Below are 21,377 nucleotides of genomic sequence, written 5' to 3' on the forward strand. Positions count from 1 at the left end.
CCCCTACCCGGCTGGTTGGGTCTGGCTTCTTCCCTATTCGGGCAGGTAAATCTGGCCGCGGGCCGCGGCTACCGCAAGCTCCAGGCCAAGTTCCTGTCCCACCCGCTGGTACACCTTGATCCACTCTTCGTTGCTCATGGCTTTATCCACAACCAGCCTGAGCAGCAGGTTATAGGGGTGGCTGCCGTTCGCCAGGGCTACCATTGTGTCGCCTGGCGCGGTTGTTTCTTTTTGTTGGCGCATCAGGCCCAGGGCCTCGAGCTGCACCGTCGAGAGGGGCAGGAACTCCTCGCCACCCCGGTAGACCAGGCTGCTCACCTGTTCCAGCACATTGAGGGCTTTCTGACGTACAGCGGCCCCTTCCAGCGCCTTGCGCTGGGCCTCGAGGGCTTCCAGCACCCTGGGCAGCAAAGGCTCGATCAAGGCCCCGCCCAGCATACGCTGTGCCCGTTCGTACAGCCCATCAAAGGCCTGTGCACCAGCAACCAGCAGAGCGGCAAGGTCTGGAGAAGGGGGATGGCCGTTATCCAGCTCGGCGGCGGCCTGGCGCAATTTTGTGCCCAGCTCAGCCAGGTGGTTCTGCAGGCGCTGGCCTTCCTCCAAAAGGGCCATTACTTCGGTCATGCTGTTTAATTCTTTTGTTGGTGTAGTAATCATAGGGCTCTCCATAAGTTCACGCAACCGCGCGAGCAGCGTGGGTAATTGCTTTACGCTGCCAGTGTACTCCAGCCCCCAGGCCCTCCCCTGCTGATTTGAACCTCGAGCACCCGCCACAAACCAGCGCACACCAGCAAGTAAAAAAGGGCAAGCCCGGGCTTGCCCTTTGGGTGTGGCTTTTGTAGCGAGCTTATGCAGTCTTCGCTTTTTACCGCTGGGGGCAGCGGAAAAAGTAAACCTGTTGAGCCTTTTTATGATGGAGGTTTTACCATTCTCTCTGAAGGCCGCTCTAATCCTTTAGCTTTTTGGCCGCATCAACCAGCGCAGGCAGCACCTGATGCACATCCCCCACAATGCCGTAGTCGGCGATCTTGAAGATGGGGGCCTCGGCGTCTTTGTTGACCGCCACGATGTACTTGCTCTTGTTCATACCGGCCTGGTGTTGCACCGCCCCCGAGACCGCCAGGGCAATGTAGAGGTTGGGCTGCACAGTCTTGCCGGTCTGGCCCACCTGCTCGCTGTAGGGCCGCCAGCCCGCATCCACCACCGCACGAGTTGCGCCCACTGCGGCCCCCAGCGCGCCTGCGAGCTCCTCCACCGTCGCAAAAGCCTCGGGGCTGCCCAGCCCGCGTCCGCCCGTCACCACCACCGTGGCCTCGCTGAGCGAAACCCCCTTTTTCTGTTCGCTCAGGCGTTCCAGCACCTCTACTGTCAAAGGCAGGTTTACCTCGAGCACCTCCACCGTGCCGCTGCCCGCCGGCTCGGCAGGGGGCGTGGTGTTGGGTTTGGCGGTAAATACCACCGGCAGAGCAGCTTTTTGCTTCTCGGTGACGCGATTCAAAAAGCTGTAGCGGAGGCCAATGATGTGCTGGCCGTCGGTGCTGGTCTCGAGGGTATCCTCCATCAGACCAGCCTTCATTTTGTAGGCCAGCCGAGCTGTCCAGGTGCGGCTCTGGCGGCTTCCGGTAGCCACCACCACCTGAGCCCCGCTTTTTTGCACTGCCGTATAGGCCGCCTCGGCCCACTTTTCCGCGGTATAGCCCCCCACCTCAGCAGCATAGACGGTGGGCAGGTACTGCGCGGCCTCCTGGGCCACGGCCTGGGTGTTTTCACCGATCACCACCCCGGCGATGGGCCCCAAAGTGCTGAGTTGCCGGGCCCGACTGATGGCCTCCAAAGCGCCCTTGCGCAGGCGCTGTCCGTCATGTTCCAAGACTACGAGTATCACGCGCACCTCCTAAATCACCTTGGCTTCCTCGTGGAGCAGCCGGATCAGCTCATGGGCGGCAGCCACGGGGTCTTTGCCATCTAGCATCTTGTTCAGACGGCTCTTTTCCTGGATGGTCTGCTCCAGAATCTCCACCTTACTCCCTACGCTCATGGGCAGCTTTTTCAGCTCCTTGCGCTTGGCCTTCATAATGCCGGGCAGGGTGGGGTAGCGGGGCTCGTTTAGGCCCTGCTGGCTGGTAAAAACCGCCGGCAGGGGCACCCGCACCAGCTCGGCGCCCTCGTCGAGGTCGTGGCGGGCTTTGGCGTGGGTCTGGCCCTCCAGTTCAATCATGGTGGTCCAGCTCACCACCGGCCAGCCCAGGGCCTCGGCCAGCGCCGGCCCCAGGGCCTGGGCGTCCCAGTCGGCCTGCTGTCCGCCGGTAAAGACCAGGGTGGGGGCTTCGGCCCGGATGACCTCGGCCAGGGCCTGGGCCTGGGTGATGGGGTCGGTGTAGCCCTCGGCCACCAGGTGAATGGCCCGGTCTATGCCCATGGCCAGCGCGGTGCGGATGGCCTCCTCGAAGCGCTCGGGGCCCAGGGCCACCACCACGCTCTCACCGCCATGCTTTTCCTGTAGTCGGATGACCTCCTCCACCGCCCACTCGTCCATCTGGTCGAGGATCATGGTGGCTCCGCTGAGGTCTACCTTACCCCCCTCAATCTTGAGGCGGGACTCGCCGTCGGGTACTTGCCGTATGACTGCAATAAATTTCATGTGTTACCTCTCGTGTGCTAGGGCGCCAATGGCCGATAGCTGATAATCCATAGCTTATGATGAAGCGGCCTCACAGCTATCGGCTATCCGCTATTGGCTCAGTATGTGCCGCGCGATAACCAGCCGCTGAATCTCGTTGGTTCCCTCGTAAATCTGGTTCAGTTTTACGTCGCGCAAGAGCTTCTCTACCGGGTATTCGTGCATGTAGCCAAACCCGCCATGAATCTGAATGGCCTGGTTGGCGGCCTCAAAGGCCATCTCCGAAGCGTAGGCTTTGGCGATGGCGGCGGCGTGGGAATGGGGCTGGTGGGTGTCTACCAGCCAGGCGGCGTAGTAGGTGTAGGTGCGGGCGGTCTCGAGGCCCATCAGCATCTCGGCCAGTTTGAACTGGATGGCCTGGAACTCGGCAATGGGCTTGCCAAAAGCCTCGCGCTCCTTGGCGTAACGGGTGGCCTCCTCGAGGGCCCGCCGGGCCACCCCCACACTGCCTGCCGCCACCGGGATGCGGGTCTTGTCCAGGGTTTGCATGGCAATCTTGAAGCCGTCGCCCTCTTGGCCCAGCAGGTTCTCGGCAGGAACCCGGCAGTCTTCAAAAACCAGCTCGTAGGTGCCGCTGGCCCGCTGGCCCATCTTGCCGTGCAGTTTGTTGGCGCTAAAACCGGGGGTGCCCTTCTCCACCACCAGAGCCACCACGCCCTTGTGGCGCAGCTCCGGAGCGATGGTGGCAAAAACCACCACCGTTTCGGCCTCGCCGCCGTTGGAAATCCAGGTCTTGGTGCCGTTCAGAACATAGTGGTCGCCATCACGCACAGCCCGGGTACGCAATGCAGCGGCGTCCGAGCCGTTGCCCGGTTCGGAGAGGGCAAAAGCAGCCAGGGCGGGTTTCTCGGTGAGCTTTTTGAAAAAGCGCTGCTTCTGCTCATGGGTTCCGGCCAGCAGGATGGGGGTGATGCCCAGATCGGAGGCCATGGGGATGGTGTAGATGCCCATACAGCCCCAGGCCAACTCCTCACCGATAATCACCTCTTCCAGCATCCCCAATCCCAAGCCGCCATATTCCTCCGGAATGATGGCGTTGAGCAGGCCCACCTCGTAGAGCTTTTCCACCACACCCCAGGGCACTTCCTCTTTGGCGTCGTACAGAGCGGCAATTGGCGCAATCTGCTCTTTGGCAAAGCGACGGGCCAGTTTTTGCAGTTCTTTTTGTTCGTCGGTCAGGGTGAAATCGATGGGCATAAGCGGATAGCCCATAGCGTATAACCCATAGCCTGTAGCGTGCATGCTCAGCTAGCGGCTATTGGCTTTTAGCTATTGGCTTCACATCACCTCCTCGCAAAACAAAACTTCTTGTACTTAGTATAACTTTTTCCTTTGGCCCCTGTCTATCGTAACACCCACCTGGTGAAGAAAAAGCGTTATGTATCAAAGTCCACAAATCGGGCTGCCCCAGGGCGTAGAATCCCCGCTATGAGCCTGCTCTTTAGCCCCCTAAAACTGCGTTCCGTAACCCTGAAAAACCGCATCGCCATGTCGCCCATGTGCCAGTACTCGGCCCAGGCCGGGCAGGTAACCGACTGGCATCTGCTGCACTACCCCACCCGGGCCATTGGCGGTGTGGGGCTGATTATCGTCGAAGCCACCGCGGTGGAGGCCCGGGGGGTGATCAGCCCGGACGACCTCGGCATCTGGTCGGACGAGCACATCGGTGGCCTACAAGAGCTAACCCGGCGCATCAAGAACGCGGGCGCCGTGCCGGGCATCCAGATTGCCCATGCCGGACGCAAGGCCGGAACCGCCAACCCCTGGCAGGGCGGCAAGCCCCTTCACCGATGGACACCGGTAGCCCCCAGCCCCCTTGCCTTCCAGGAGGGCTGGCCGGTTCCCCAGGCACTGGACCAAGCCGGGCTCGAGCAGGTACGCCAGGCCTTCCAACAAGCGGCAAAGCGGGCCCTCAAGGCCGGTTTCGAGGTGCTCGAGCTGCACATGGCCCACGGGTATCTGCTGCATTCTTTCCTCTCGCCCCTGACCAACCAGCGCACCGACCGCTACGGGGGCAGCCAGGAGAACCGCATGCGCTTCCCTTTGGAAGTGGTGGAAGCAGTGCGTGCGGTCTGGCCCGCCGAGCTGCCCTTGCTGGTACGGGTCTCGGCCAGCGACTGGGTGGAGGGGGGCTGGGGCATCACCGATACGGTGGCCTTTGCAGACGAGTTGCGCAAGCGCGGTGTAGATTTGCTGGACTGTTCTTCGGGAGGGGCTATTGCAGGGGTGAAAATCCCTGTGGGGCCTGGCTATCAGGTGCCCTTTGCCGCCCAGGTGCGGTTGTCCACAGGTTTATCCACAGGCGCGGTGGGCCTCATTACCGAGCCCTTACAGGCCGAGGCCATTCTTCAGGAAAACCAGGCCGACCTGGTTCTGCTGGGCCGGGTTCTGCTGCGGGACCCCTACTGGCCCTACCGGGCGGGCCAGGCCCTGGGCAGCCGGGTCTGGCCGGTGCAGTACGAACGGGCTTTCTAGAGCGCGTGTTGTCAGCCCATGAGGGCACTGTCGTCAAGATTCCGCCTGGTGAGGCTACGGGTTTTTTGAGCCTTTGGGGTGTGCGGTTTACTCAGCGGTAAATTGGGGTATGGAAAACCCCTGGAAAACCTTTGTACCCCAGGCCCCGACCCGCCTGGGCAAACCCGAGTGGTTTACCGGCACCGTTTACCTGAGCGAACTGGTGGTTACACCTGCGCCCATGCATCTGCACGTGCTGCGGGTCATGTTTGCCCCTGGGGCCCGCACGGCCTGGCACACCCACCCCCAGGGGCAGGTTTTGCACCTGGAGGCAGGCATCGGCTGGTTCCAGCGCTGGGGCGAGCCGGTGCGCGAGATGAAGGCGGGCGACACCATCTACTTTGCCCCAGGTGAAAAGCACTGGCACGGGGCCAGCCCCACCCACGCCATGACCCACCTGGCCATCCAGGCCGCGGTGGATGGGGTGAGCACCGAGTGGCTGGAGCAGGTCAGCGAGGAGCAATACCGCCTCTAAGTGTCTCCATAAGCGAAATGCAAGATACCGTACCGAAAGTTCGCTTTAGGAATTGCGCCAGGTATGCATTGACTCATTCCGCTGGTTTTGCCAATCTGCCCTGGCGCAACTTAGAACGGTTTTCGCTGTTTTTGTCAGCCAGGGCCGCAACAAAACGCATCTGAACAGCTCGGTCGAGCTGGGCAGGCCAAGCGCTGTATCGAGCCTGGCAGAGCCTCGCTGCATCCGGCAGCCACAGTTTATCCAGGCAGCTGGGACAGCTCTTCCTGCCAGGGGGGGTTGGCCCCGGCCCGGGTACAGGTGATGGCCGCTACTCGAGCGGCAAAGTTTAGCAGGTCTGTAATTTGCTCGCGCTCGAGCGACCCCAGGGCGGCTCTGGACCAGTAGCCCCGCTGCCACAACCAGCTCAGGATGCCCGACATGAAAGCATCACCCGCACCCACGGTGTCCACGACGCTGACCCGAGGGGCCTGGACTTTAGCAATGCCCCGGCTGGTCACGGCAAAAGCCCCCTGGCCTCCCTGGGTTACGATGACCAGCAGGGGGCCTTGCTGTTTCCACTCCTGAGCGATGGTTTCCGGGTTCTCGCCTGGATAGAGCCACTGCAGATCGGCCTGGCTGACCTTGACCAGATCGGCCTGCTCGAGCCAGCCCATCAGGCGTTCGATGTAGACATCCCGGTTGGGAATCAGGAAGGGGCGCACGTTGGGGTCGAGCGAGATCAGTCGACGGCGGGCCTCGCGTCGCATCAGGAGTTCGAGGGTCGAGGCCCCTGGCTCCAGAACCAATGAATACGAGCCAAAGTGCAGGGCCGCGCTGGCGGGTAAGACAGGGGGCAGATCTTCGGGGTACAGCAAGCGGTCGGCGGTATTTTCGCAGTAAAACGAGAAAAATTCGCCTGACTCGGAAGGGGCTACCAGGGCCAGGGTGGTAAGCTGGTCGCCTTCCTTCACATACGCCAGGCTCACCTTGCTGGCGGCCAGGTGGCTTTTGAGCAACTGTCCGAAGCCGTCGCGCGAAATCCGCCCCAGAAAAGCGGTGGGCGTGCCCAGGCGGCCCGCACCTATGGCCACGTTGTAGGGTGAGCCACCAGGATGCGGCACATAGGCCGTACTGCCATTCAGGACAGCGGGGGTCATGTCTATCAGGGCTTCTCCGGCAACAATCAACATGCTTCCTCCAAAGAGATGGCTGGCCCCAGCTCCGGCAGCAGTTTATCGTGGAGCAGGACAGGTTGTAAGTCCAGATGTAGTTCTTGAGGTAGACTTGAAGGCGGAGAAAACTATGGGACTGAGCAAAGGTAAGTTTGAACGGATTCAGGCTTGTGCTGACGATCATGGGGTTATTGCGGCAGCTGCAATGGATCAGCGGGGCTCCTTACGCAAGGCCATTGCCAAAGCACGTGGCACAGACGTAAGCGACGCCGAACTGACCGAGTTCAAAACAGCGGTGGTCAAAATCCTCACCCCCTATGCTTCGGCCATTCTGATCGATACCGAGTATGGCCTGCCCGCCCTGAAGCACAAAGCCCCCCGCACCGGGGTTTTGCTGGCCTACGAGAAGTCCGGCTACGATACCAGCACAACGGGCCGTCTGCCCGACCTGCTGCCCGACCTCAGCGTGCGGCGCATCCAGGAAGCCGGCGGCAATGCAGTAAAGATTTTGCTCTACTACAACCCCGAAGACGACCCCAAAATCAACAACATCAAGCACGCCTTCATCGAGCGGGTAGGGGCCGAGTGTGCTGCGCTGGAGATGCCTTTTTTCCTCGAGCCCATCGCCTACGACGACAGGCTCGGCGAGGGCCTCGAGTTCGCCAGGGTCAAGCCCCGCTACGTAGCCAAATACATGGAAGAGTTCTCCAAAGACCGCTACGGCGTAGACGTGCTCAAGGTCGAGCTGCCCTTCAACATCGCCTACACCAGCGGAACCCTGGGCTTCAAAGGCGAAGAGGCCTACACCCGCGCCCAGGCCCTGCAATTTCTCAAAGACACCGCCAGCGCTGCCGGCAAACCCTTTATCTACCTCTCGGCGGGGGTCAGCGATGCGGTCTTCCGTGAGTCGCTGGAGATGGCCGCCGAAGCCGGGGTGCCCTTCAGCGGGGTGCTGTGCGGACGGGCCACCTGGCAGGACGGCATCCCGGTCTATGCCAAACAAGGGCTCGAGGCCCTCGAGGCGTGGCTGGCCGATCAAGGGGTGAAGAATATCCAGATGCTCAACCAGGTGCTGGCTAAGGGCGCCAAGCCCTGGTGGACGCTGTACGGAAGCCTGGAAGCGGCCAGAGGTTAATCTGCTTTCAGCCATGGGGCGGCTTCCAAGTTTGGGAGCCGCTTTTTTGTGCCCTGGCCTTCAAGCGCTGTTCAGGCCGAGCTTTGAGCCTTTGTGGGTTCAGACAAAGCCAAATTTTGTTGACAGCCTGCAGCAGCTGTGTTAACCTACAGGACGCATTTGGTGGTATTCACCAATGCCACAAGGGCGCGTAGCTCAGTTGGATAGAGCGACTGACTACGGATCAGTAGGTCGTGGGTTCGAATCCTGCCGCGCCCGCCAATCCAAAAGCACGGGGTTTAAAGCGCCTCGTGCTTTTTGCATGAACCCCAGCAAAAATAGATGACGCCACCTGCTATCGCTCAGGCTCTCTACATCAAGGGAACAATCCAGCGAGATTTCATATCAGGTTGGCTGAGCGGGTCGAAACCAACGCCCCAACGGTCAATACTGGCATCCATCAAGGAACACCCGTTATGCCAGGCTTGGTTATTTCGTCACCCGATAATGTTGGAAAACCGTGGTTTCAAAAACGCTGTGCCCTGGTACGCGCCGAACCCTCAATGGGCATAAAGCGCTTGTTGCAAATGGTGGTCATTGTAAACAGTCCGCTGGGGCTATTTACGCCACTCTTCAATGCGCTCGTGCAGTTCGCGGGCATAGCGGGGGTTCCGCCCCCCACCCAGTGCGGCCAGCCCGCCAATCAGGAAAAAGGCCAGGCCTACCGGGATGGGTTTGATCAGGAGTGCCACCAGCACACCGGCAATAATCAAGCCCAGCCCCACACGGGTACGGCCAGCCAGCAAACCCCGCACCGCCAGAAAAGCCAGGATGCCGGGGAGCAGCCACAGCAGCAGCCGCAAAAAAAGTACTGCGCCTTCGGTCATACAGCTAATGGTAGCAGAGCCTTATGAGCCAATACCCCAGACCAGCAGGGCCCCCAGGTCTTCGGCGGGAACAGGCCAGCCCAGGATGTGCCCCTGTCCGAAGTCGGCGCCCAGTTCTTTCATACGGGTAAGCTGAGACTGCTCCTCCAGACCTTTGGCCACCGCCTTGGTGCCCACAGCGTGCACCATGTCGATGGCGGCCTTTGCCAGGGTGGCGTTTTCTGAGGCCGAAAGAACCGGGTTGAGTTTTATCCAGTCGATGGGAAGGCGCTTGAGCTGGGTAAGCGGGAGGGGGTTGGTGCCAAAGTTATCGAGGGCAATCAAAACGCCCAGGTGCTTGAGGATCTCCAGGCTACGACCGGTGGTCTCGAGGTCACTCAAGATGGCTTCTTCGCGCACCTCGATAATGAGTATATCGGCCGAGAGGCGCCTGGCCGAGAGCATCTCCTGCAACACATTGGGGAAGTTCGGATCAATCAGGGTTTCGGTTGAAACATTGAGGCTAAAGCGCGCATTGACGCCAGAGGGCCTCCAGAGGGCAGCCTGCTCGAGCACTTTGTCCAGGGCCCAGCGATCCTGGGCGCTCATGAGACCCACCTGCTCAGCCAGGGGCAAAAACTCACCCGCCTGGTGCAGCCCTTTGGGCCGGGGCCAGCGGGCCAGGGCCTCCACCGCAACCAGCTCGAGGTCGTTCAGGTTGAACACCGGCTGAAAATGCAGGGTCAGGCCGTCTTGTGAGATGGCCTCCTGCAGTTCGGTTGCACCGGCGGTCAGGAGGCGAATACCACCACCGGCCTCGAGGGCCAGCCGACAGGCTTGTTCAGCCTGGTTCCAGAGCCCCTCCAGGGTGGTGGCATCCTGGGGGTACATGGCAATACCAATACCCACCTTTAGACCCGATAGCGCAGCCCGCAAGCGGGCCAGCAAGCGGTGGGCCACCCGGCTGGCCCCGGCCGTCCAGCGCACCTCGGAGAGCAAGAGGGCAAAACCCTGCTCACCCAGGTACGCCAGGGAATCGCTCTGGCGCAGGGTATAGGCAATTTCGCGGGCAGCGCGCTCGGTCTGGGCTTTGTTCATGCCCTCGACCTGAATGCGCATCAGGGCCAGTGAGCGCTCGTAGCGCTGGGCCATCGAGAGGGCCTGGGCCAAATTGAGTTCGAACTCGCTGCGCTTAACCGCCAGCGACTTGCGCTCGGGGGTCTGGATTTTGATGTCGTCTTTGAGCGGGCGCAAAATGCGCTCGATAACCTGGGCCAGGGCCAGGGCCAAAGTCTCGTCGGCGTTGCTCCATTTTCGGGGCTGGAGGCTTTCGATCCACATCACACCCCGCAGGCCCCCCTCCGCATGGAACACCACCTGCAAAACGGCCCCCAGGCCCCGGCTCATCAGGATCTCGCGCAGCTCGGTCATACGGGCATCCTGGCGCGCATCATCGGCTGCGATCAGCAGGTTGCGCTCGAGCACCTGAAAATAGACCGGGTGGCGTTCGGGCTGAAGGTCGTCCGGGGGGGAGGCTTCGGGGTACTGTCCAACCAGCTTCAGGTGAGGTGCGTTGCTGTCGCGCAGCCACAAACAGATTCCCTTGAAGCCCAGCGAAACCAGCATCTCGCCCAGCTTGGGCAGGGCTTCCTCTACACTGGCAAATCGGCGCTGGGTAATCTCTAGCAAGGAGCGCTGCCAGGTTTCCTTGGGCATGGGGTTGACCGCCACGCCCTGGGACTCAACCAGTAGCGACTGCAAGGCTTCGATCAGGGCCAGTTTGGCACGTTCGTTTAAGTTGTAGCCTTTTTGCCCGATGTGCAGGCGGGGCGCCGCCCACACCAGACGGCTGCTCACCCAGGATTCGCCGGTAAGCAGGTTGAGCAATAGCTCCTGGGCTTCCTGGGGTTTGAGTACCACCCCCCCCGCCCCTCCCAGGCGTACAGCCATACCAGAGGGCAAATCCTGGTGCTCAATTAGGAGCGTGGCTCCTTCAATCGAGAGCGGTGCAAATAGTTTCCAACCAACCTCGTTCACCAATTCCAATCCTTTCCCTTGGGACTCAAAGCACCCCCTCTAATGTAGCAAGCCGAATAGAGGTGTGCATGGTTATTGGTCACATCCCGCTGCGCATTACGCCGATCCAGCGATAACCCGGAGCCCTCCCGGAATCATCCGCACCCGATACTCCTGGCTAGGCTCGAGCAATTCCCCGTCGGAATGAGCCGGAACCGGCCGGTCGAAGCGAACCACAAACTCGGCCCCGCGAAAGAAGCGCAGCCGGGGGTGGTGCACATGCTTGCCCATAATCAGCCGGGGCAAAATCCCCACCACCCCCAACCGGCTAAACGCTCCCGCCACCGCTACGGAAATAAGGCCATCGGTAGGTACGGCGTCAGGCACGATGGGGATACCCCCGCCATAGGTCGAGCCATTCATCAGGGCCACCAGCAGGCTAGGGCCCTGGTAGAGGGTCTGGTTGTTCTGGATGAGCTCGAGGGTGGGTAGCTCGAGTTCCTTGAGTACGCCAAACATCGAGTACAGGTAGCGGGGCATCCCCCGCAAAAAGGTGGGGGCCGAGAGGGCCTTGCGGGCCACCGCCGCATCAAAACCAATGCCCAGGCTGGCCCCGTAAGGTTGGTTGTTCACCAGGCCCAGGTCCACACTGCGGATGGTTGCCTGCAGAGCAGTGCGTAGAGCAGCCTCGAGGGGCAGCTTGTGCAGGCCCACCATGCGGGCAAAGTCGTTGCCACTGCCGATAGGTATAACCCCAATGGCCTTGTCCGATCCGGCGATTCCCCGCAGCACCTCGTGCACGGTTCCGTCGCCCCCCACGGCCACCACCCGGCTGCTGGCAGGGGCCTTCTGGGCTATCTGGATGGCGTGCCCGGGGAACTCGGTGATAGCGATCTCTATGTCGGAGGATTGGGCGTACTGGCGTATGGCGGCCTCTATGCGCCCCAACATCTGGCCCACCCGCCCACGCCCGGCTGCTGGGTTGATAACAAAGGTCGTATAGCTGCTCATTATCTTTCATTAGATTCTAACAGAGATAGGCGTTGTACAATACGGTTACTCAAGAGGTGGTTTCCCAAAACCGCCACGCCGTTATCACCAGGGGCTGTCGGCAAGGCGTAAACTCAAAGGCCCCGGAGGCTCTCCCAAAGGATGGTTCTATGAACCGGCCCGTAGCGCAAACCCACCTTTCGCAGCTCGCCGAGTTGCTTTGCTGGATGGATGAGACCCCAGAGCGCCGCGCGCTGGCGCCCGAGGCGCGTACCCCCGAGGGATTGTGGTGGGAGGTTCTGGCCGGCGAGGACGAAAAAGCCTGGGTCTGGCTGGAGGAGGGTCGGGTGCAGGGGTACGGCGCTTTGGTGCCTTTCTGGGATGGGGCGGCGCTCGAGGGCCCCATCATCCGTGCCGGCAACGGCAAGGCGCTTTTAGAACACCTCATCAAAAAAGCCTACCAGGAAGGCTTTCCTACCCTTTATGCCTTCCCCGAGGCCAGCAACCGCCAGGCTCGAGCGCTGCTGGAGCAGCTGGGCTTTTCTGCCGAGCACACCACCTACTTTTACACCATTGGCCGTACCGATCTGAGCTATCCTGCTCCCGCTGGCTACAGGGTTGAGCGGGCCGAACCCTGCGACCCTCAGGTTTACCGCGACCTTTACAGCCGCGCCGAGGATGGCTGGAGCCTGCGCCTGCACTGGAGCGATGAGGAACTGCGGCAGCACTTTATTGGCTCCGATGTGGAGCTTTTTATGGCCTATGCCAAAAAAACCGGGGAGCCGGTGGGCCTGGCCGAGCTCGAGCTAGACGATACCCGGGCCGAAATCGCCTACATCGGGGTGGTGCCGGAGGCCAGGGGCAGGGGCCTGGGGCGTGCATTGCTGGGTGCCGCTGCCGAGTGGGCCTTCAGCAACCCGCAAATCCAGAGCCTGCAGGTGCGCGCCCACGACCACGAAAAGGCCGCCCAGGCCCTCTACCGGCGCCTGGGCTTCAAACAGGTCAGCGCTGTTGTAACCTATGCGCTCGAGCTCTACTGACCCGAGAGGGTCTTGAGCCGGGCTTCAATCAAAGCAGCCCGGCCTGGGCGCTGGAGCTGGGTATACAGTGCCAGCAAAAAATCCAGCGAAACCACCGGAATGCTAAGGCCCAGGTGGTCTACCGTCGTGCGCTTTTGCCGAAAATCGGGCGCCGGGCTCCAGCGTCCGTCGGGGCTCTGGAACTCCAGGTTGCCCATAGCCTCGACCTCGAGGCCCTGGATTCTGAAGCGGCACAGATATGAGCGCACCAGGCGCACCCCCAGGTGCATACCGGGGGGATAGATGAGGTACTCGGCCAGCAAATGGGCGATTTGTTCGGCCCCCACCCGGTCGGTCTGGAGGTCTATGTCTTTGGCTGTCACCGGTAACCCGTGCAGGCTCAAAGCCAAGCTGCCGCTTACCGCCCACTCCGCCCGGGCATCGTTCAGGATGGGGCATATTACCCGCAGCACCTGGACAATCCTTTCGGGCAGCAGAACATTCGTCATCACAGTCACTAAGTCAGGGCATGGCGCGCAAAGGCCTGGGGGTCGAAGCAGCACTGGGCCAGGTCTTCCCAGTATAGCCAACCCTCCTTAAGGGGAGGGAAGCTGCAAAAGCCACCTTCGGCCTTGAGGTGAAAGGCCAGCTCACAAGGTTCACTGACCCCTTCCTGAAAAGCCATCAGGGCGCTGTGGTAAGCCCCAAAGCTGGACAAAGCCTGCGACCCCACCATAGCCTTTTTGCCTTCGGTACGGTTCAGGGCCAGCATCTTCAGGGTCTGGGTGTAGCCGGTGCGGGCGGGTTTGAGGTTCAGGATGTCGTAGGTGTCGAGCTGGGCCTCGCGCCACAGGTCGCGCAGGGTAAAGGCCGAGTCATCGGCAATGAGGGGCAGGATGGCGGCCTTGCGCAGGCCTTTGCGGGCCAGCACTTCGGCCACCGGCAGGGGTTCTTCCACATACAGCAGCCCGGCCTCGGCCCACTTCCGCAAGTACATTTCGGCCTCCGCGGGAGACAGGGTCTCGTTGGCGTCGGCATACAGGGCCACATCGGGGAAATGTTCCTTCAGGGCGGCAATGCGGGACAGGTCGCCCTCCAGGTCGCGGCCCACCTTGACCTTGAGCACCCGCACCCCGGCCCGGTAGGCCGCAGCAGCATCGGCCAGCATCTCGGCCTCGTCGGCGATGCCCAGAATATAGCTCACCTGCACCCGCGGGTGGTGCGGCTCAAAAACCTGCCACAGCTCCTGTCCTTCGCTATGGGCCCAGGCCTCCCATAGCGCGATGTCCAGGCCCGCTTTGGTAGTAGGGTTGTTGGGGAAGTTGTCCAGAATATTCTGGATGGCCTCGGTGTCCTCGACCTCCAGGCCCAAAAGTTGTGGGGATAGGTAGTCCAGCGCGGCCAGCACCGTACCCAGGGTTTCCCCGTAGATGGTGGGGCGGGGCGGAATCTCTGCGCGGCCAATTGCACCATCGGAAAGCTCGACCTCGAGCAAAACGTGCTCCAGCGCTGCCAGTTCCGAGGCCTTGCCCCAGCGCAAAGCACCCTTAAGGGGCAGGCGGAAGGGGCGGGGGCTGATTCGCTTTATTTTAGGCATGAATTCGCTCCACAAAGGCCCGAATGGCCGCTGCTTCTTCGTCGAGGCTCAGGGCTTCGGTGTCCAGAAATAAGGCCCGCGGCGAACCCAGCAGCACCTTACGGACTCCATCAGGATTGTAGTTTTTGCGCTCTTCGGCCACAATTTTGAGTTTAGCGGCAAGCTCTTGTATGGGAACCTGCCAGCCCAGGGCCTCCTCGAGCTCCGCCTCACTCAAAACCCCCTGGGCCAGGTGGCGCAAGGTTGCCAGGTCGCTTTTGTCTACCCGCACCTTATCAAAGGCATCCCCTCGCCCCAGCAGGCGCGAAAGGCGGGTCAGGTCGCGGGCCTCCAGCACGATAAAGTGGCTCTGGGGAAGCTGCTTCAGGGCAAAACCGACTTCCTCCCCACCCCGCAAACCATCGAACAACAAGGGCCAGGTAGGCACAGCGCGGCTATTCAGCAGGATTTCTGCTACCCCGCCGGGGTGCTCCTGGCGAAAGCGCCGGGTGAGGGCAAAGCGCTCACTGCGGTCTAGCGGCGGCTGGGCATAGCCGTACAGGGGAAACACATAGCGGTCTACCAGCTCGCGCCGGTCGGGCAGGGTGGGGTAGTTCAGGCGCTTTAGCAGGCTGGTCTTGCCCACCCCGGTCAGGCCCACCAGTATCAGCAGGGGCATTTCAGCAAGGGGGCGGCTTTGTGGGGCTTCTTCTCCCGGCAGGTACAGGCTGGCTCTGGTGAGGCTGGCATTCATGCCCACAGTGTAAGCCGGTCGGGTAGCATAGGGGTTGTGGATGTTCTTAACCTTTACAAAGAGACCGGGGCCTTGCTGGAGGGTCATTTTTTACTGCGGTCGGGCAGGCACTCCCCCAGGTTCCTGCAATCCACCACCCTGCTCCAGCACCCCCTGTATGCTGAGGCCGTGGGACAGGCCCTGGGCGAGCTATTCGAGACGCTCGAGCTCAACTTTGTAATTGGCCCTGCCATGGGGGGCGTCATCCTCGCCTTCGTAACGGCCAAGGCCCTGGGCGTGCGGGCGCTCTTCGCCGAGAAGGACGGCCAGGGGGGTATGTGGGTGCGTGAGGGGCTTACCATTCACCCCGGTGAACGCTTCCTGGCCGTAGAGGATGTGGTCACCACCGGCAGCTCGGTACAGCAGGCTATTCGGGCCGCCGAGGCCAGAGGAGCCCGGTGTGTAGCGGTGGGGGCCATCGTAGACCGAAGTGCAGGCCGGGCCGAGTTTAGCGTGCCCTACCGCTCGCTGGTGCAGCTCGATTTTCCAACCTATGCCCCCGAAGCCTGCCCGTTGTGCCAACGGGGAGAGCCCTTACAGGAAGTCTAAGCAGACTTGGTAGGCTAGGGCATATGTTACGGACTGTTTCCTTACAAACCAGATTGCGCCAGGTGGGAAGTTGGCTGTTTGCCGCCTGGCTTTTGCTGGGACTGGGGCTGGCCCAGTCCAGCGCAGATCTCGCCCGCCAGGCCGTACAAGACTGGCAGGCCGGGAAATACCAGGTAGACCCCGCGCAAGCCCTCGGCAAACCCACCGAGGAGGCCATCCGGCTGCTCGAGCGCAGTATGGCGTTTCCCCCCGTTCCCCCAGGGCTGTCGGTTAACCTGGGCGATCCCCTGGAAGAACCCACCCCAAGGGGAACCATTGTTAAATTCCCCGCCACCGTATCCGGACGCGGCGGCGAGGTGCGGGTAACCATCCGGGATGGTGAGGTTACCCGAATCGGGTTCGCCCCGGAAGGTGGGCTGCTGCCGGGCTGGCTCAAAAGCCCGGTGACCTGGGTGTTGTTTGTAGCCTTTTCGCTGGGCTGGCTGGTGGCCTTACGCAGCAGCGGTCCTGTGGCCCGCTGGTGGGCCGAAGGCTGGGCAGTGGTGCGCCAGTACCGGGGCCTTTACCTTGGCACCAACATTGGCCTTTATGGCTTGTTTGCCCTGGGGGGGCTGGTGGCTTATGCCAACCCCCAGCTGGTGCGCTTGATGCAGGAGCTGGTGGGCGGGGCCCTCGAGCAGATCGGTCTGGGTAGCGCCCTGGCTGGGGGGGTTCTGGGTCTTGCTGTGGTGATTTTTTACTGGAACTTCACCAACGGCCTCCTGCTGACCACGGCTGTGCCTGGGCTTTTCCTGGGCATTCCGGCCCTACTGTTCAACGCCCTGCGCTACTTTGTGCTGGGCTTTGCCCTGAGCCCGGTGGCCCTGCCTCTGGCCAACTACCTGCTGCACCTGCCCACCATCGTGATAGAGCTCCAGGCCTACATTCTGGTCACCTTTGGCGGGCTGGTGCTGATGCTCAAAACCCTGCGGGGTGAAGGCTACCGGGCTGGGTTGCGGGCTTTGGGGCTCATGGTTTACCTGGGGGGCTTCTTCCTGCTGGTGGGTGCCTGGTACGAGGCCTTCTCGATACTGGTTCTCATGCGGCCATAGAAAATACCTCGCGGGCCTTGTCGCTATGAGGCTTGCCCTGCTAAGTTTTTGTCGGGCACAGCAAAAACAAGCGAAGCCGCAATAGATATAGATCAGCCTGGCTTTTGTTCAGAATGGTGGTTGGTTTTTTATGTCCGTGTCATCTGCCATCTTCCCTGAAGCGCGCGAAACACAAACGGGTAGCCCTCGCCCAATTGCCGTACTGGGGGCTGGATCCTGGGGTACGGCCCTGGCTTTGCTGGCCTCCTCCAAGGGGATTCCGGTTTATCTTTGGGCCCGTCGGCCCGAACACGCCCTGGCCATGCAGCTCGAGCGGCAAAACAGCGAGTATCTACCGGGGGCACACTTCCCCCAACAACTTCATCCAACTGCCGATGCCGAAGAAGCCTTGCATCAGGCCCAGTTTGCGGTTGTGGCGATCCCCTCCAAAGCCCTGCGGGAAACCCTGGGACCTTTGCCCAAAGCAAAAGCCTATGTTTCGGCAACCAAAGGTCTGCACTTTAGCGACCAACACCTGCTGCGCATGAGCCAGGTAATCGAGGAGGTCACCGGGGTTTCACAGATTGCGGTGCTGTCAGGGCCAAACCTGGCCGAGGAGATTGCCCGGTTCTTGCCTGCGGCAGCGGTAACGGCTGCCGCAGACCCCGCACTGACCCATCAGGTACAGCAGGTTTTCTCGGGGAGGAGCTTCCGGGTCTATACCTCCTCGGATGTGGTGGGGGTAGAGCTGGGCGGGGCGCTCAAGAACGTGATCGCCCTGGCCGCGGGCATGGTGGATGGCCTGAAGCTCGGCGACAATGCCAAAGCCTCACTCATTACCCGGGGACTGCGCGAAATCATCAAATTTGGGGTGGCCCAGGGCGCCCAGGAGGCCACTTTTATTGGCCTTTCCGGACTGGGCGACCTGATTGCCACGGCCAGCAGCCCTTACTCGCGCAACCGCACCGCGGGCGAGCAAATTGTCCAAGGCCAGACCCTGGCCCAACTAGAGGCCCAAAAGGGCGTGGTGGAAGGCATCTACACAGTCAAAGCCCTGCATGCCTGGGATCAGGCCACAGGCGCCGACCTGCCCATCACCGAGGCGGTGTACCGGGTCATTTACGAGGGGGCCGACCCCATGCAGGAGCTGTCGCGCCTGATGACCCGCGAGGCCAAGCCGGAGTAGGTGTCTTTGGGGGGCTAGTCTTTCCCCACCAGAGCGTTTTGCTGTTCGGCCAGGTAAAGCCAGGTTTCCAGCACACTATCGGGGTTGAGCGAGATGCTCTCGATGCCCTGCTGCACAAGCCACAGGGCAAACTCGGGGTGGTCGGAGGGGCCCTGGCCGCAAATGCCGATGTACTTGCCCATCTTTTTGGCTGTGCTGATGGCCCGCTCGAGCAGGAATTTCACGGCATCGTCCTGTTCGCTAAACAGGTCGGCCACCAAACCTGAGTCGCGGTCCAGGGCCAGGGTGAGCTGGGTCAGGTCGTTGGAGCCTATGGAGAAGCCGTCGAACAGTTCCAGGAAGCGCTCGGCCAGAATGGCATTGGAGGGCACCTCACACATCATGATCAGGCGAAGCCCATCTTCACCGCGTTTGAGCCCGTTTTTCTCCAGAATCTCGATAACCTGCTGGGCCTCCCCTACCGTGCGCACGAAGGGTATCATCACCCAGACATTTTTTAGCCCTTTTTCTTCCCGCACTTCCCGGATGGCCTGGCACTCCAGCGCAAAAGCCTCGGCGAACTCCGGGCTGCGGTAGCGTGAGGCCCCCCGGAAGCCAATCATGGGGTTTTCTTCCTTTGGTTCGTAGCGACTACCGCCCAGCAGATGGGCGTACTCGTTGGACTTGAAGTCCGACATCCGCACAATTACCGGGTTGGGGGCAAAAGCCGCCGCAATCATACCGATACCCTCGGCCAGCTTTTCGCGGTAGAAATCTACCGGGCTTTTGTAGCCTGCGGTGCGCCGGGTAATCTCGGCTTTAAGATCTTCGGGCAGCTGCTCGAACTGCAGAAGGGCTTTGGGGTGGATGCCGATGGTGTTGTTGATGATGAACTCGAGCCTCGCCAGGCCCACCCCGGCATTGGGCAGGCTGGCAAAGCTAAAGGCCCGCTCAGGCGAGGCCACATTCATCATAATCTTGGTAGGAATGGGCGGCATCTTGTCCAGTTCGATGCGCTTGATCTCATAGCGCGGGGTACCCGCATACACAAAGCCGGTGTCGCCCTCGGCACAGGAGATGGTAACCATATCGCCATCGCGCAGCGCCTGGGTAGCGTTACCGGCCCCTACCACAGCAGGAATGTTCATTTCACGCGCCACAATGGCAGCGTGGCAGGTACGCCCGCCCCGGTTGGTCACGATGGCCGCGGCTTTTTTCATTACCGGTTCCCAGTCTGGGTCGGTCATGTCGGCTACCAGCACGTCGCCGGGCTGTACCCGGTTCATCTCACGGGGGTGGCTGATAATCCGTACCGGGCCTGCGCCAATCCGCTGCCCCACGGCACGTCCTGTTACCAGCACCGGAGCCCGCTCCAGCATCGCAAAGCGCTCCAGCACCCGCCCGGTGCGGCTTTGCACAGTCTCGGGGCGGGCTTGCAAAATGTAGATTTGACCGTCCAGGCCATCTTTGGCCCATTCAATGTCCATGGGTCGGCCATAGTGCTGCTCGATTAAGAGGGCCTGTCGGGCCAGTTCCAGCACATCTGCGTCGGAGAGCGAGAAGCTGCGGCGCTCGTGCTCAGACGTTGCAACAGCCTGAACCCCCCGCCCCTCCTCGGCAAAAACCATCTTTTGCAGCTTGCTGCCCAGGGTACGCTGCAGAATGGTGTTGCGGCCCTCAGCCAGTCCCTTTTTGTAGACATAAAACTCGTCCGGGTTGACCGCCCCCTGTACCAGCAGTTCCCCCAAACCGTAGCTCGAGGTCACAAAGATCACATCACGAAAGCCCGACTCGGTATCGAGGGTAAAGGCCACCCCGGAAGCCCCCAGGTCGCTGCGCACCATGCGCTGTACGCCCGCCGAAAGGGCCACCTCCTCGTGGGCGAAGCCGTGGTGGACACGGTACGCGATGGCCCGGTCGTTGTAGAGCGAGGCGAAGACCTTCTTGATGTGCTGAAGCACGCTGTCTACCCCCCGCACGTTCAAAAAAGTCTCCTGCTGACCGGCAAAGCTGGCCTCGGGCAGGTCTTCGGCTGTAGCACTCGAGCGCACCGCAACAGAAAGCCCGCCTTTAGAGGCGGACTCGAGGCGAATGTAAGCATCCACAATGGCTACCTCTAGGGCTTTGGGTAGCTCGGCATGCTCTACCCAGCCACGAACCTCGGCCCCTACCCGGGCCAGCTCGTCCACATCATCGGTATCCAGGTTTTGCAGGGCGCTGGCAATTCGTTCGACCAGTTGGTTGTGGTGCAAAAACTCACGGAAAGCCTCCGCTGTGGTGGCAAACCCCCCCGGAACCCGCACCCCAGCCTGGGAAAGGTTGGCAATCATCTCTCCAATGGAGGCATTTTTACCCCCTACCACATCCAGATCTTTCATGCCCAGTGTTTCGAACCAGCGGATATAAGCCATAAGCGCACCTCGTTGCAGTTGATGGTAGTGTGTGCAGATGGTGAAATGGAGTAGTTGGTTTTGGTGTAGGTATAGCCCAAAATTTGGTGTAGAAGATATTACACACATAAACTACACTGTTATATGGACGTGCTGCGAGAATACGCCATGGAACGAACAGTTTTCATTGTCTCAGACCACACCGGCCTGACCGCGGAATCGGTGGCCAGAAGTTTGCTGGCCCAGTTTGAGTCGGTCTCATTTCGTTATGTAACGCGGCCCTTCACAGAAACCGAAGAACAGGTTTACGACCTTGTATACGAGATCAATTCAATTTTTCAGCGGGATCGGGTACGGCCTATTGTGTTTTCCACCCTGGCCAATCGGGCGCTATATGACCAGCTCAAAGCTGCACCTGCCCTGCACTTCGACCTTTTCAGCACCTATCTGGGGGAGCTCGAGCGCGAACTCGGCCAGCCCCCCACAGGCCGGGTAGGGCGGCTGCACAGCGTGAACGACAACGGCTACTTCACCCGTATTGACGCAGTGGACTTTGTGCTTGCCACCGACGACGGCATCGGCGACCGGCACTACCAGATGGCCGACATAATCCTGATGGGGGTCAGCCGGGTGGGCAAAACCCCTACCTGCTTGTTTTTGGGTTTGCAATACGGCCTGCGGGCCTCCAACTACCCCCTCGCCGAGAACGACTTCGAGCGCGATACGCTGCCCGAGCCGGTTAAGGCCTACAAGGAAAAGGTGTTTGGCCTGACCATCGCCCCAGCCCGCCTGCACCAGATCCGCACCCAGCGCAGGCCCAATAGTCAGTATGCCTCTATGGAGCAGTGCGAGTACGAGGTGCGCCGGGCCGAGCTATTGTTCAAACGGATGGGGATACCTTACTTTGACACCACCTCTGCCTCCATCGAAGAAATTGCCACCAACATTATGCAAAGCATGGGTCTGCAACGAAGGGTTGGCTAGCAGGATGTGCTGCAGCCGCAAC

General features: G+C 61.1%; 20 protein-coding genes and 1 tRNA gene. 9 read left to right on the top strand and 12 right to left on the bottom strand.

What is annotated here, in order from left to right; translation table 11 throughout:
- Positions 1-33: 33 nt before the first annotated feature.
- From ABWU19_RS01680 to ABWU19_RS01695, 4 genes are all read right to left on the bottom strand, one after another.
- Positions 34-624 (bottom strand): hypothetical protein, encoded by a 591-nt coding sequence (locus tag ABWU19_RS01680; RefSeq protein ID WP_435900035.1) that lies wholly within the window; start codon positions 622-624, stop codon positions 34-36.
- Positions 625-946: 322 nt separating this feature from the next.
- Complete coding sequence (locus tag ABWU19_RS01685; protein WP_027876055.1) at positions 947-1,885, bottom strand: electron transfer flavoprotein subunit alpha/FixB family protein; 939 nt, start codon at positions 1,883-1,885, stop codon at positions 947-949.
- Positions 1,886-1,894: 9 nt separating this feature from the next.
- Entirely contained in the window at positions 1,895-2,641 is a 747-nt protein-coding gene (locus ABWU19_RS01690; RefSeq protein WP_027876056.1) for an electron transfer flavoprotein subunit beta/FixA family protein, read from the bottom strand.
- A 90-nt stretch (positions 2,642-2,731) separates the two neighbouring features.
- Entirely contained in the window at positions 2,732-3,877 is a 1,146-nt protein-coding gene (locus tag ABWU19_RS01695) for an acyl-CoA dehydrogenase family protein (RefSeq protein ID WP_027876057.1), read from the bottom strand.
- Positions 3,878-4,108: 231 nt separating this feature from the next.
- Here ABWU19_RS01695 and ABWU19_RS01700 point away from each other — a divergent pair, with 231 nt between their 5' ends.
- Together ABWU19_RS01700 and ABWU19_RS01705 are read left to right on the top strand one after the other, a co-directional pair.
- Positions 4,109-5,155: an NADH:flavin oxidoreductase/NADH oxidase gene (locus ABWU19_RS01700; RefSeq protein ID WP_435900036.1), complete on the top strand. Its 1,047-nt coding sequence runs from the start codon at positions 4,109-4,111 to the stop codon at positions 5,153-5,155.
- A gap of 109 nt (positions 5,156-5,264) precedes the next feature.
- Positions 5,265-5,669, top strand: a complete 405-nt coding sequence (locus tag ABWU19_RS01705; protein ID WP_435900037.1) for a (R)-mandelonitrile lyase — start codon at positions 5,265-5,267, stop codon at positions 5,667-5,669.
- A gap of 239 nt (positions 5,670-5,908) precedes the next feature.
- Here ABWU19_RS01705 and ABWU19_RS01710 read toward each other — a convergent pair whose 3' ends face one another.
- Positions 5,909-6,841 carry a carbohydrate kinase family protein gene (locus ABWU19_RS01710; RefSeq protein ID WP_435900038.1) on the bottom strand — a complete coding sequence of 311 codons (933 nt, stop codon included), beginning with the start codon at positions 6,839-6,841 and terminating at the stop codon, positions 5,909-5,911.
- A gap of 112 nt (positions 6,842-6,953) precedes the next feature.
- On the opposite strand from ABWU19_RS01710, the gene ABWU19_RS01715 reads away from it, so the two are divergent.
- Together ABWU19_RS01715 and ABWU19_RS01720 are read left to right on the top strand one after the other, a co-directional pair.
- Positions 6,954-7,958, top strand: a complete 1,005-nt coding sequence (locus ABWU19_RS01715) for a tagatose 1,6-diphosphate aldolase (protein ID WP_435900039.1) — start codon at positions 6,954-6,956, stop codon at positions 7,956-7,958.
- Positions 7,959-8,142: 184 nt separating this feature from the next.
- Positions 8,143-8,219, top strand: a tRNA-Arg gene (locus ABWU19_RS01720).
- Between the two features lie 335 nt (positions 8,220-8,554).
- Here the strand turns inward: ABWU19_RS01720 and ABWU19_RS01725 are convergent.
- The 3 genes from ABWU19_RS01725 to ABWU19_RS01735 form a co-directional block, all read right to left on the bottom strand.
- A complete protein-coding gene (locus ABWU19_RS01725) occupies positions 8,555-8,824 on the bottom strand; it encodes a hypothetical protein (protein ID WP_435900040.1) in 270 nt (89 codons plus the stop codon).
- A gap of 21 nt (positions 8,825-8,845) precedes the next feature.
- Positions 8,846-10,753, bottom strand: a complete 1,908-nt coding sequence (locus ABWU19_RS01730; protein WP_435900041.1) for an EAL domain-containing protein — start codon at positions 10,751-10,753, stop codon at positions 8,846-8,848.
- A 183-nt stretch (positions 10,754-10,936) separates the two neighbouring features.
- A complete protein-coding gene (locus tag ABWU19_RS01735) occupies positions 10,937-11,830 on the bottom strand; it encodes a diacylglycerol/lipid kinase family protein (RefSeq protein WP_435900042.1) in 894 nt (297 codons plus the stop codon).
- A gap of 149 nt (positions 11,831-11,979) precedes the next feature.
- On the opposite strand from ABWU19_RS01735, the gene ABWU19_RS01740 reads away from it, so the two are divergent.
- On the top strand, positions 11,980-12,849 hold the full coding sequence (locus ABWU19_RS01740; RefSeq protein ID WP_435900043.1) for a GNAT family N-acetyltransferase: 870 nt from the start codon (positions 11,980-11,982) through the stop codon (positions 12,847-12,849).
- On the opposite strand, the gene ABWU19_RS01745 is transcribed toward ABWU19_RS01740, so the two are convergent.
- Genes ABWU19_RS01745 through ABWU19_RS01755 form a run of 3 tightly spaced genes read right to left on the bottom strand, consistent with a single transcriptional unit; the run spans position 12,843 to position 15,158 of the window.
- Positions 12,843-13,337, bottom strand: coding sequence for a nucleotidyltransferase domain-containing protein (locus ABWU19_RS01745; protein WP_435900064.1), 495 nt, complete (start codon positions 13,335-13,337; stop codon positions 12,843-12,845). The two genes, ABWU19_RS01740 and ABWU19_RS01745, sit on opposite strands and share 7 nt — an antisense overlap.
- 8 nt (positions 13,338-13,345) lie before the next feature.
- Positions 13,346-14,425 carry an enolase C-terminal domain-like protein gene (locus tag ABWU19_RS01750; RefSeq protein ID WP_435900044.1) on the bottom strand — a complete coding sequence of 360 codons (1,080 nt, stop codon included), beginning with the start codon at positions 14,423-14,425 and terminating at the stop codon, positions 13,346-13,348.
- Positions 14,418-15,158, bottom strand: coding sequence for a hypothetical protein (locus ABWU19_RS01755; RefSeq protein ID WP_435900045.1), 741 nt, complete (start codon positions 15,156-15,158; stop codon positions 14,418-14,420). Before ABWU19_RS01755 ends, ABWU19_RS01750 begins: the two co-directional genes overlap by 8 nt.
- Positions 15,159-15,194: 36 nt before the next feature.
- Between ABWU19_RS01755 and pyrE the strand changes: the two genes are divergently transcribed.
- The 3 genes from pyrE to ABWU19_RS01770 all read left to right on the top strand — a co-directional run bounded on the left by pyrE (position 15,195) and on the right by ABWU19_RS01770 (position 18,002).
- Positions 15,195-15,746 (top strand): orotate phosphoribosyltransferase, encoded by a 552-nt coding sequence (gene pyrE, locus ABWU19_RS01760; RefSeq protein ID WP_435900046.1) that lies wholly within the window; start codon positions 15,195-15,197, stop codon positions 15,744-15,746.
- Between the two features lie 23 nt (positions 15,747-15,769).
- Positions 15,770-16,837, top strand: coding sequence for a stage II sporulation protein M (locus tag ABWU19_RS01765; protein ID WP_435900047.1), 1,068 nt, complete (start codon positions 15,770-15,772; stop codon positions 16,835-16,837).
- A 130-nt stretch (positions 16,838-16,967) separates the two neighbouring features.
- The gene (locus ABWU19_RS01770) at positions 16,968-18,002 is read left to right on the top strand and encodes an NAD(P)H-dependent glycerol-3-phosphate dehydrogenase (protein ID WP_435900048.1); all 1,035 of its coding nucleotides are present in this window, start codon (positions 16,968-16,970) and stop codon (positions 18,000-18,002) included.
- 14 nt (positions 18,003-18,016) lie between these two features.
- Here the strand turns inward: ABWU19_RS01770 and ppsA are convergent, their stop codons facing one another.
- Positions 18,017-20,392: a phosphoenolpyruvate synthase gene (gene ppsA / locus ABWU19_RS01775; protein WP_435900049.1), complete on the bottom strand. Its 2,376-nt coding sequence runs from the start codon at positions 20,390-20,392 to the stop codon at positions 18,017-18,019.
- 123 nt (positions 20,393-20,515) lie between these two features.
- Between ppsA and ABWU19_RS01780 the strand changes: the two genes are divergently transcribed.
- The gene (locus ABWU19_RS01780) at positions 20,516-21,355 is read left to right on the top strand and encodes a pyruvate, water dikinase regulatory protein (protein WP_435900050.1); all 840 of its coding nucleotides are present in this window, start codon (positions 20,516-20,518) and stop codon (positions 21,353-21,355) included.
- The last annotated feature ends 22 nt before the right edge of the window (positions 21,356-21,377 follow it).

Origin of the sequence: Meiothermus cerbereus, from assembly GCF_051297115.1 — a bacterium.
GTDB lineage: Bacteria > Deinococcota > Deinococci > Deinococcales > Thermaceae > Meiothermus > Meiothermus cerbereus_A.

Excerpts from the sequence above, each read along its gene's own strand:
- ABWU19_RS01740 (WP_435900043.1), top strand. The coding sequence starts at position 11,980 with ATGAACCGGCCCGTAGCGCAAACCCACCTTTCGCAGCTCGCCGAGTTG.
- ABWU19_RS01750 (WP_435900044.1), bottom strand. The coding sequence starts at position 14,425 with ATGCCTAAAATAAAGCGAATCAGCCCCCGCCCCTTCCGCCTGCCCCTT.
- ABWU19_RS01715 (WP_435900039.1), top strand. The coding sequence starts at position 6,954 with ATGGGACTGAGCAAAGGTAAGTTTGAACGGATTCAGGCTTGTGCTGAC.
- ABWU19_RS01780 (WP_435900050.1), top strand. The coding sequence starts at position 20,516 with ATGGACGTGCTGCGAGAATACGCCATGGAACGAACAGTTTTCATTGTC.
- ABWU19_RS01680 (WP_435900035.1), bottom strand. The coding sequence starts at position 624 with ATGACCGAAGTAATGGCCCTTTTGGAGGAAGGCCAGCGCCTGCAGAAC.
- ABWU19_RS01765 (WP_435900047.1), top strand. The coding sequence starts at position 15,770 with ATGTTACGGACTGTTTCCTTACAAACCAGATTGCGCCAGGTGGGAAGT.
- ABWU19_RS01700 (WP_435900036.1), top strand. The coding sequence starts at position 4,109 with ATGAGCCTGCTCTTTAGCCCCCTAAAACTGCGTTCCGTAACCCTGAAA.
- ABWU19_RS01710 (WP_435900038.1), bottom strand. The coding sequence starts at position 6,841 with ATGTTGATTGTTGCCGGAGAAGCCCTGATAGACATGACCCCCGCTGTC.
- ABWU19_RS01690 (WP_027876056.1), bottom strand. The coding sequence starts at position 2,641 with ATGAAATTTATTGCAGTCATACGGCAAGTACCCGACGGCGAGTCCCGC.
- ABWU19_RS01725 (WP_435900040.1), bottom strand. The coding sequence starts at position 8,824 with ATGACCGAAGGCGCAGTACTTTTTTTGCGGCTGCTGCTGTGGCTGCTC.
- ppsA (WP_435900049.1), bottom strand. The coding sequence starts at position 20,392 with ATGGCTTATATCCGCTGGTTCGAAACACTGGGCATGAAAGATCTGGAT.
- ABWU19_RS01745 (WP_435900064.1), bottom strand. The coding sequence starts at position 13,337 with ATGACGAATGTTCTGCTGCCCGAAAGGATTGTCCAGGTGCTGCGGGTA.
- ABWU19_RS01705 (WP_435900037.1), top strand. The coding sequence starts at position 5,265 with ATGGAAAACCCCTGGAAAACCTTTGTACCCCAGGCCCCGACCCGCCTG.
- ABWU19_RS01695 (WP_027876057.1), bottom strand. The coding sequence starts at position 3,877 with ATGCCCATCGATTTCACCCTGACCGACGAACAAAAAGAACTGCAAAAA.
- ABWU19_RS01730 (WP_435900041.1), bottom strand. The coding sequence starts at position 10,753 with ATGGCTGTACGCCTGGGAGGGGCGGGGGGGGTGGTACTCAAACCCCAG.
- ABWU19_RS01755 (WP_435900045.1), bottom strand. The coding sequence starts at position 15,158 with ATGAATGCCAGCCTCACCAGAGCCAGCCTGTACCTGCCGGGAGAAGAA.
- ABWU19_RS01735 (WP_435900042.1), bottom strand. The coding sequence starts at position 11,830 with ATGAGCAGCTATACGACCTTTGTTATCAACCCAGCAGCCGGGCGTGGG.
- ABWU19_RS01770 (WP_435900048.1), top strand. The coding sequence starts at position 16,968 with ATGTCCGTGTCATCTGCCATCTTCCCTGAAGCGCGCGAAACACAAACG.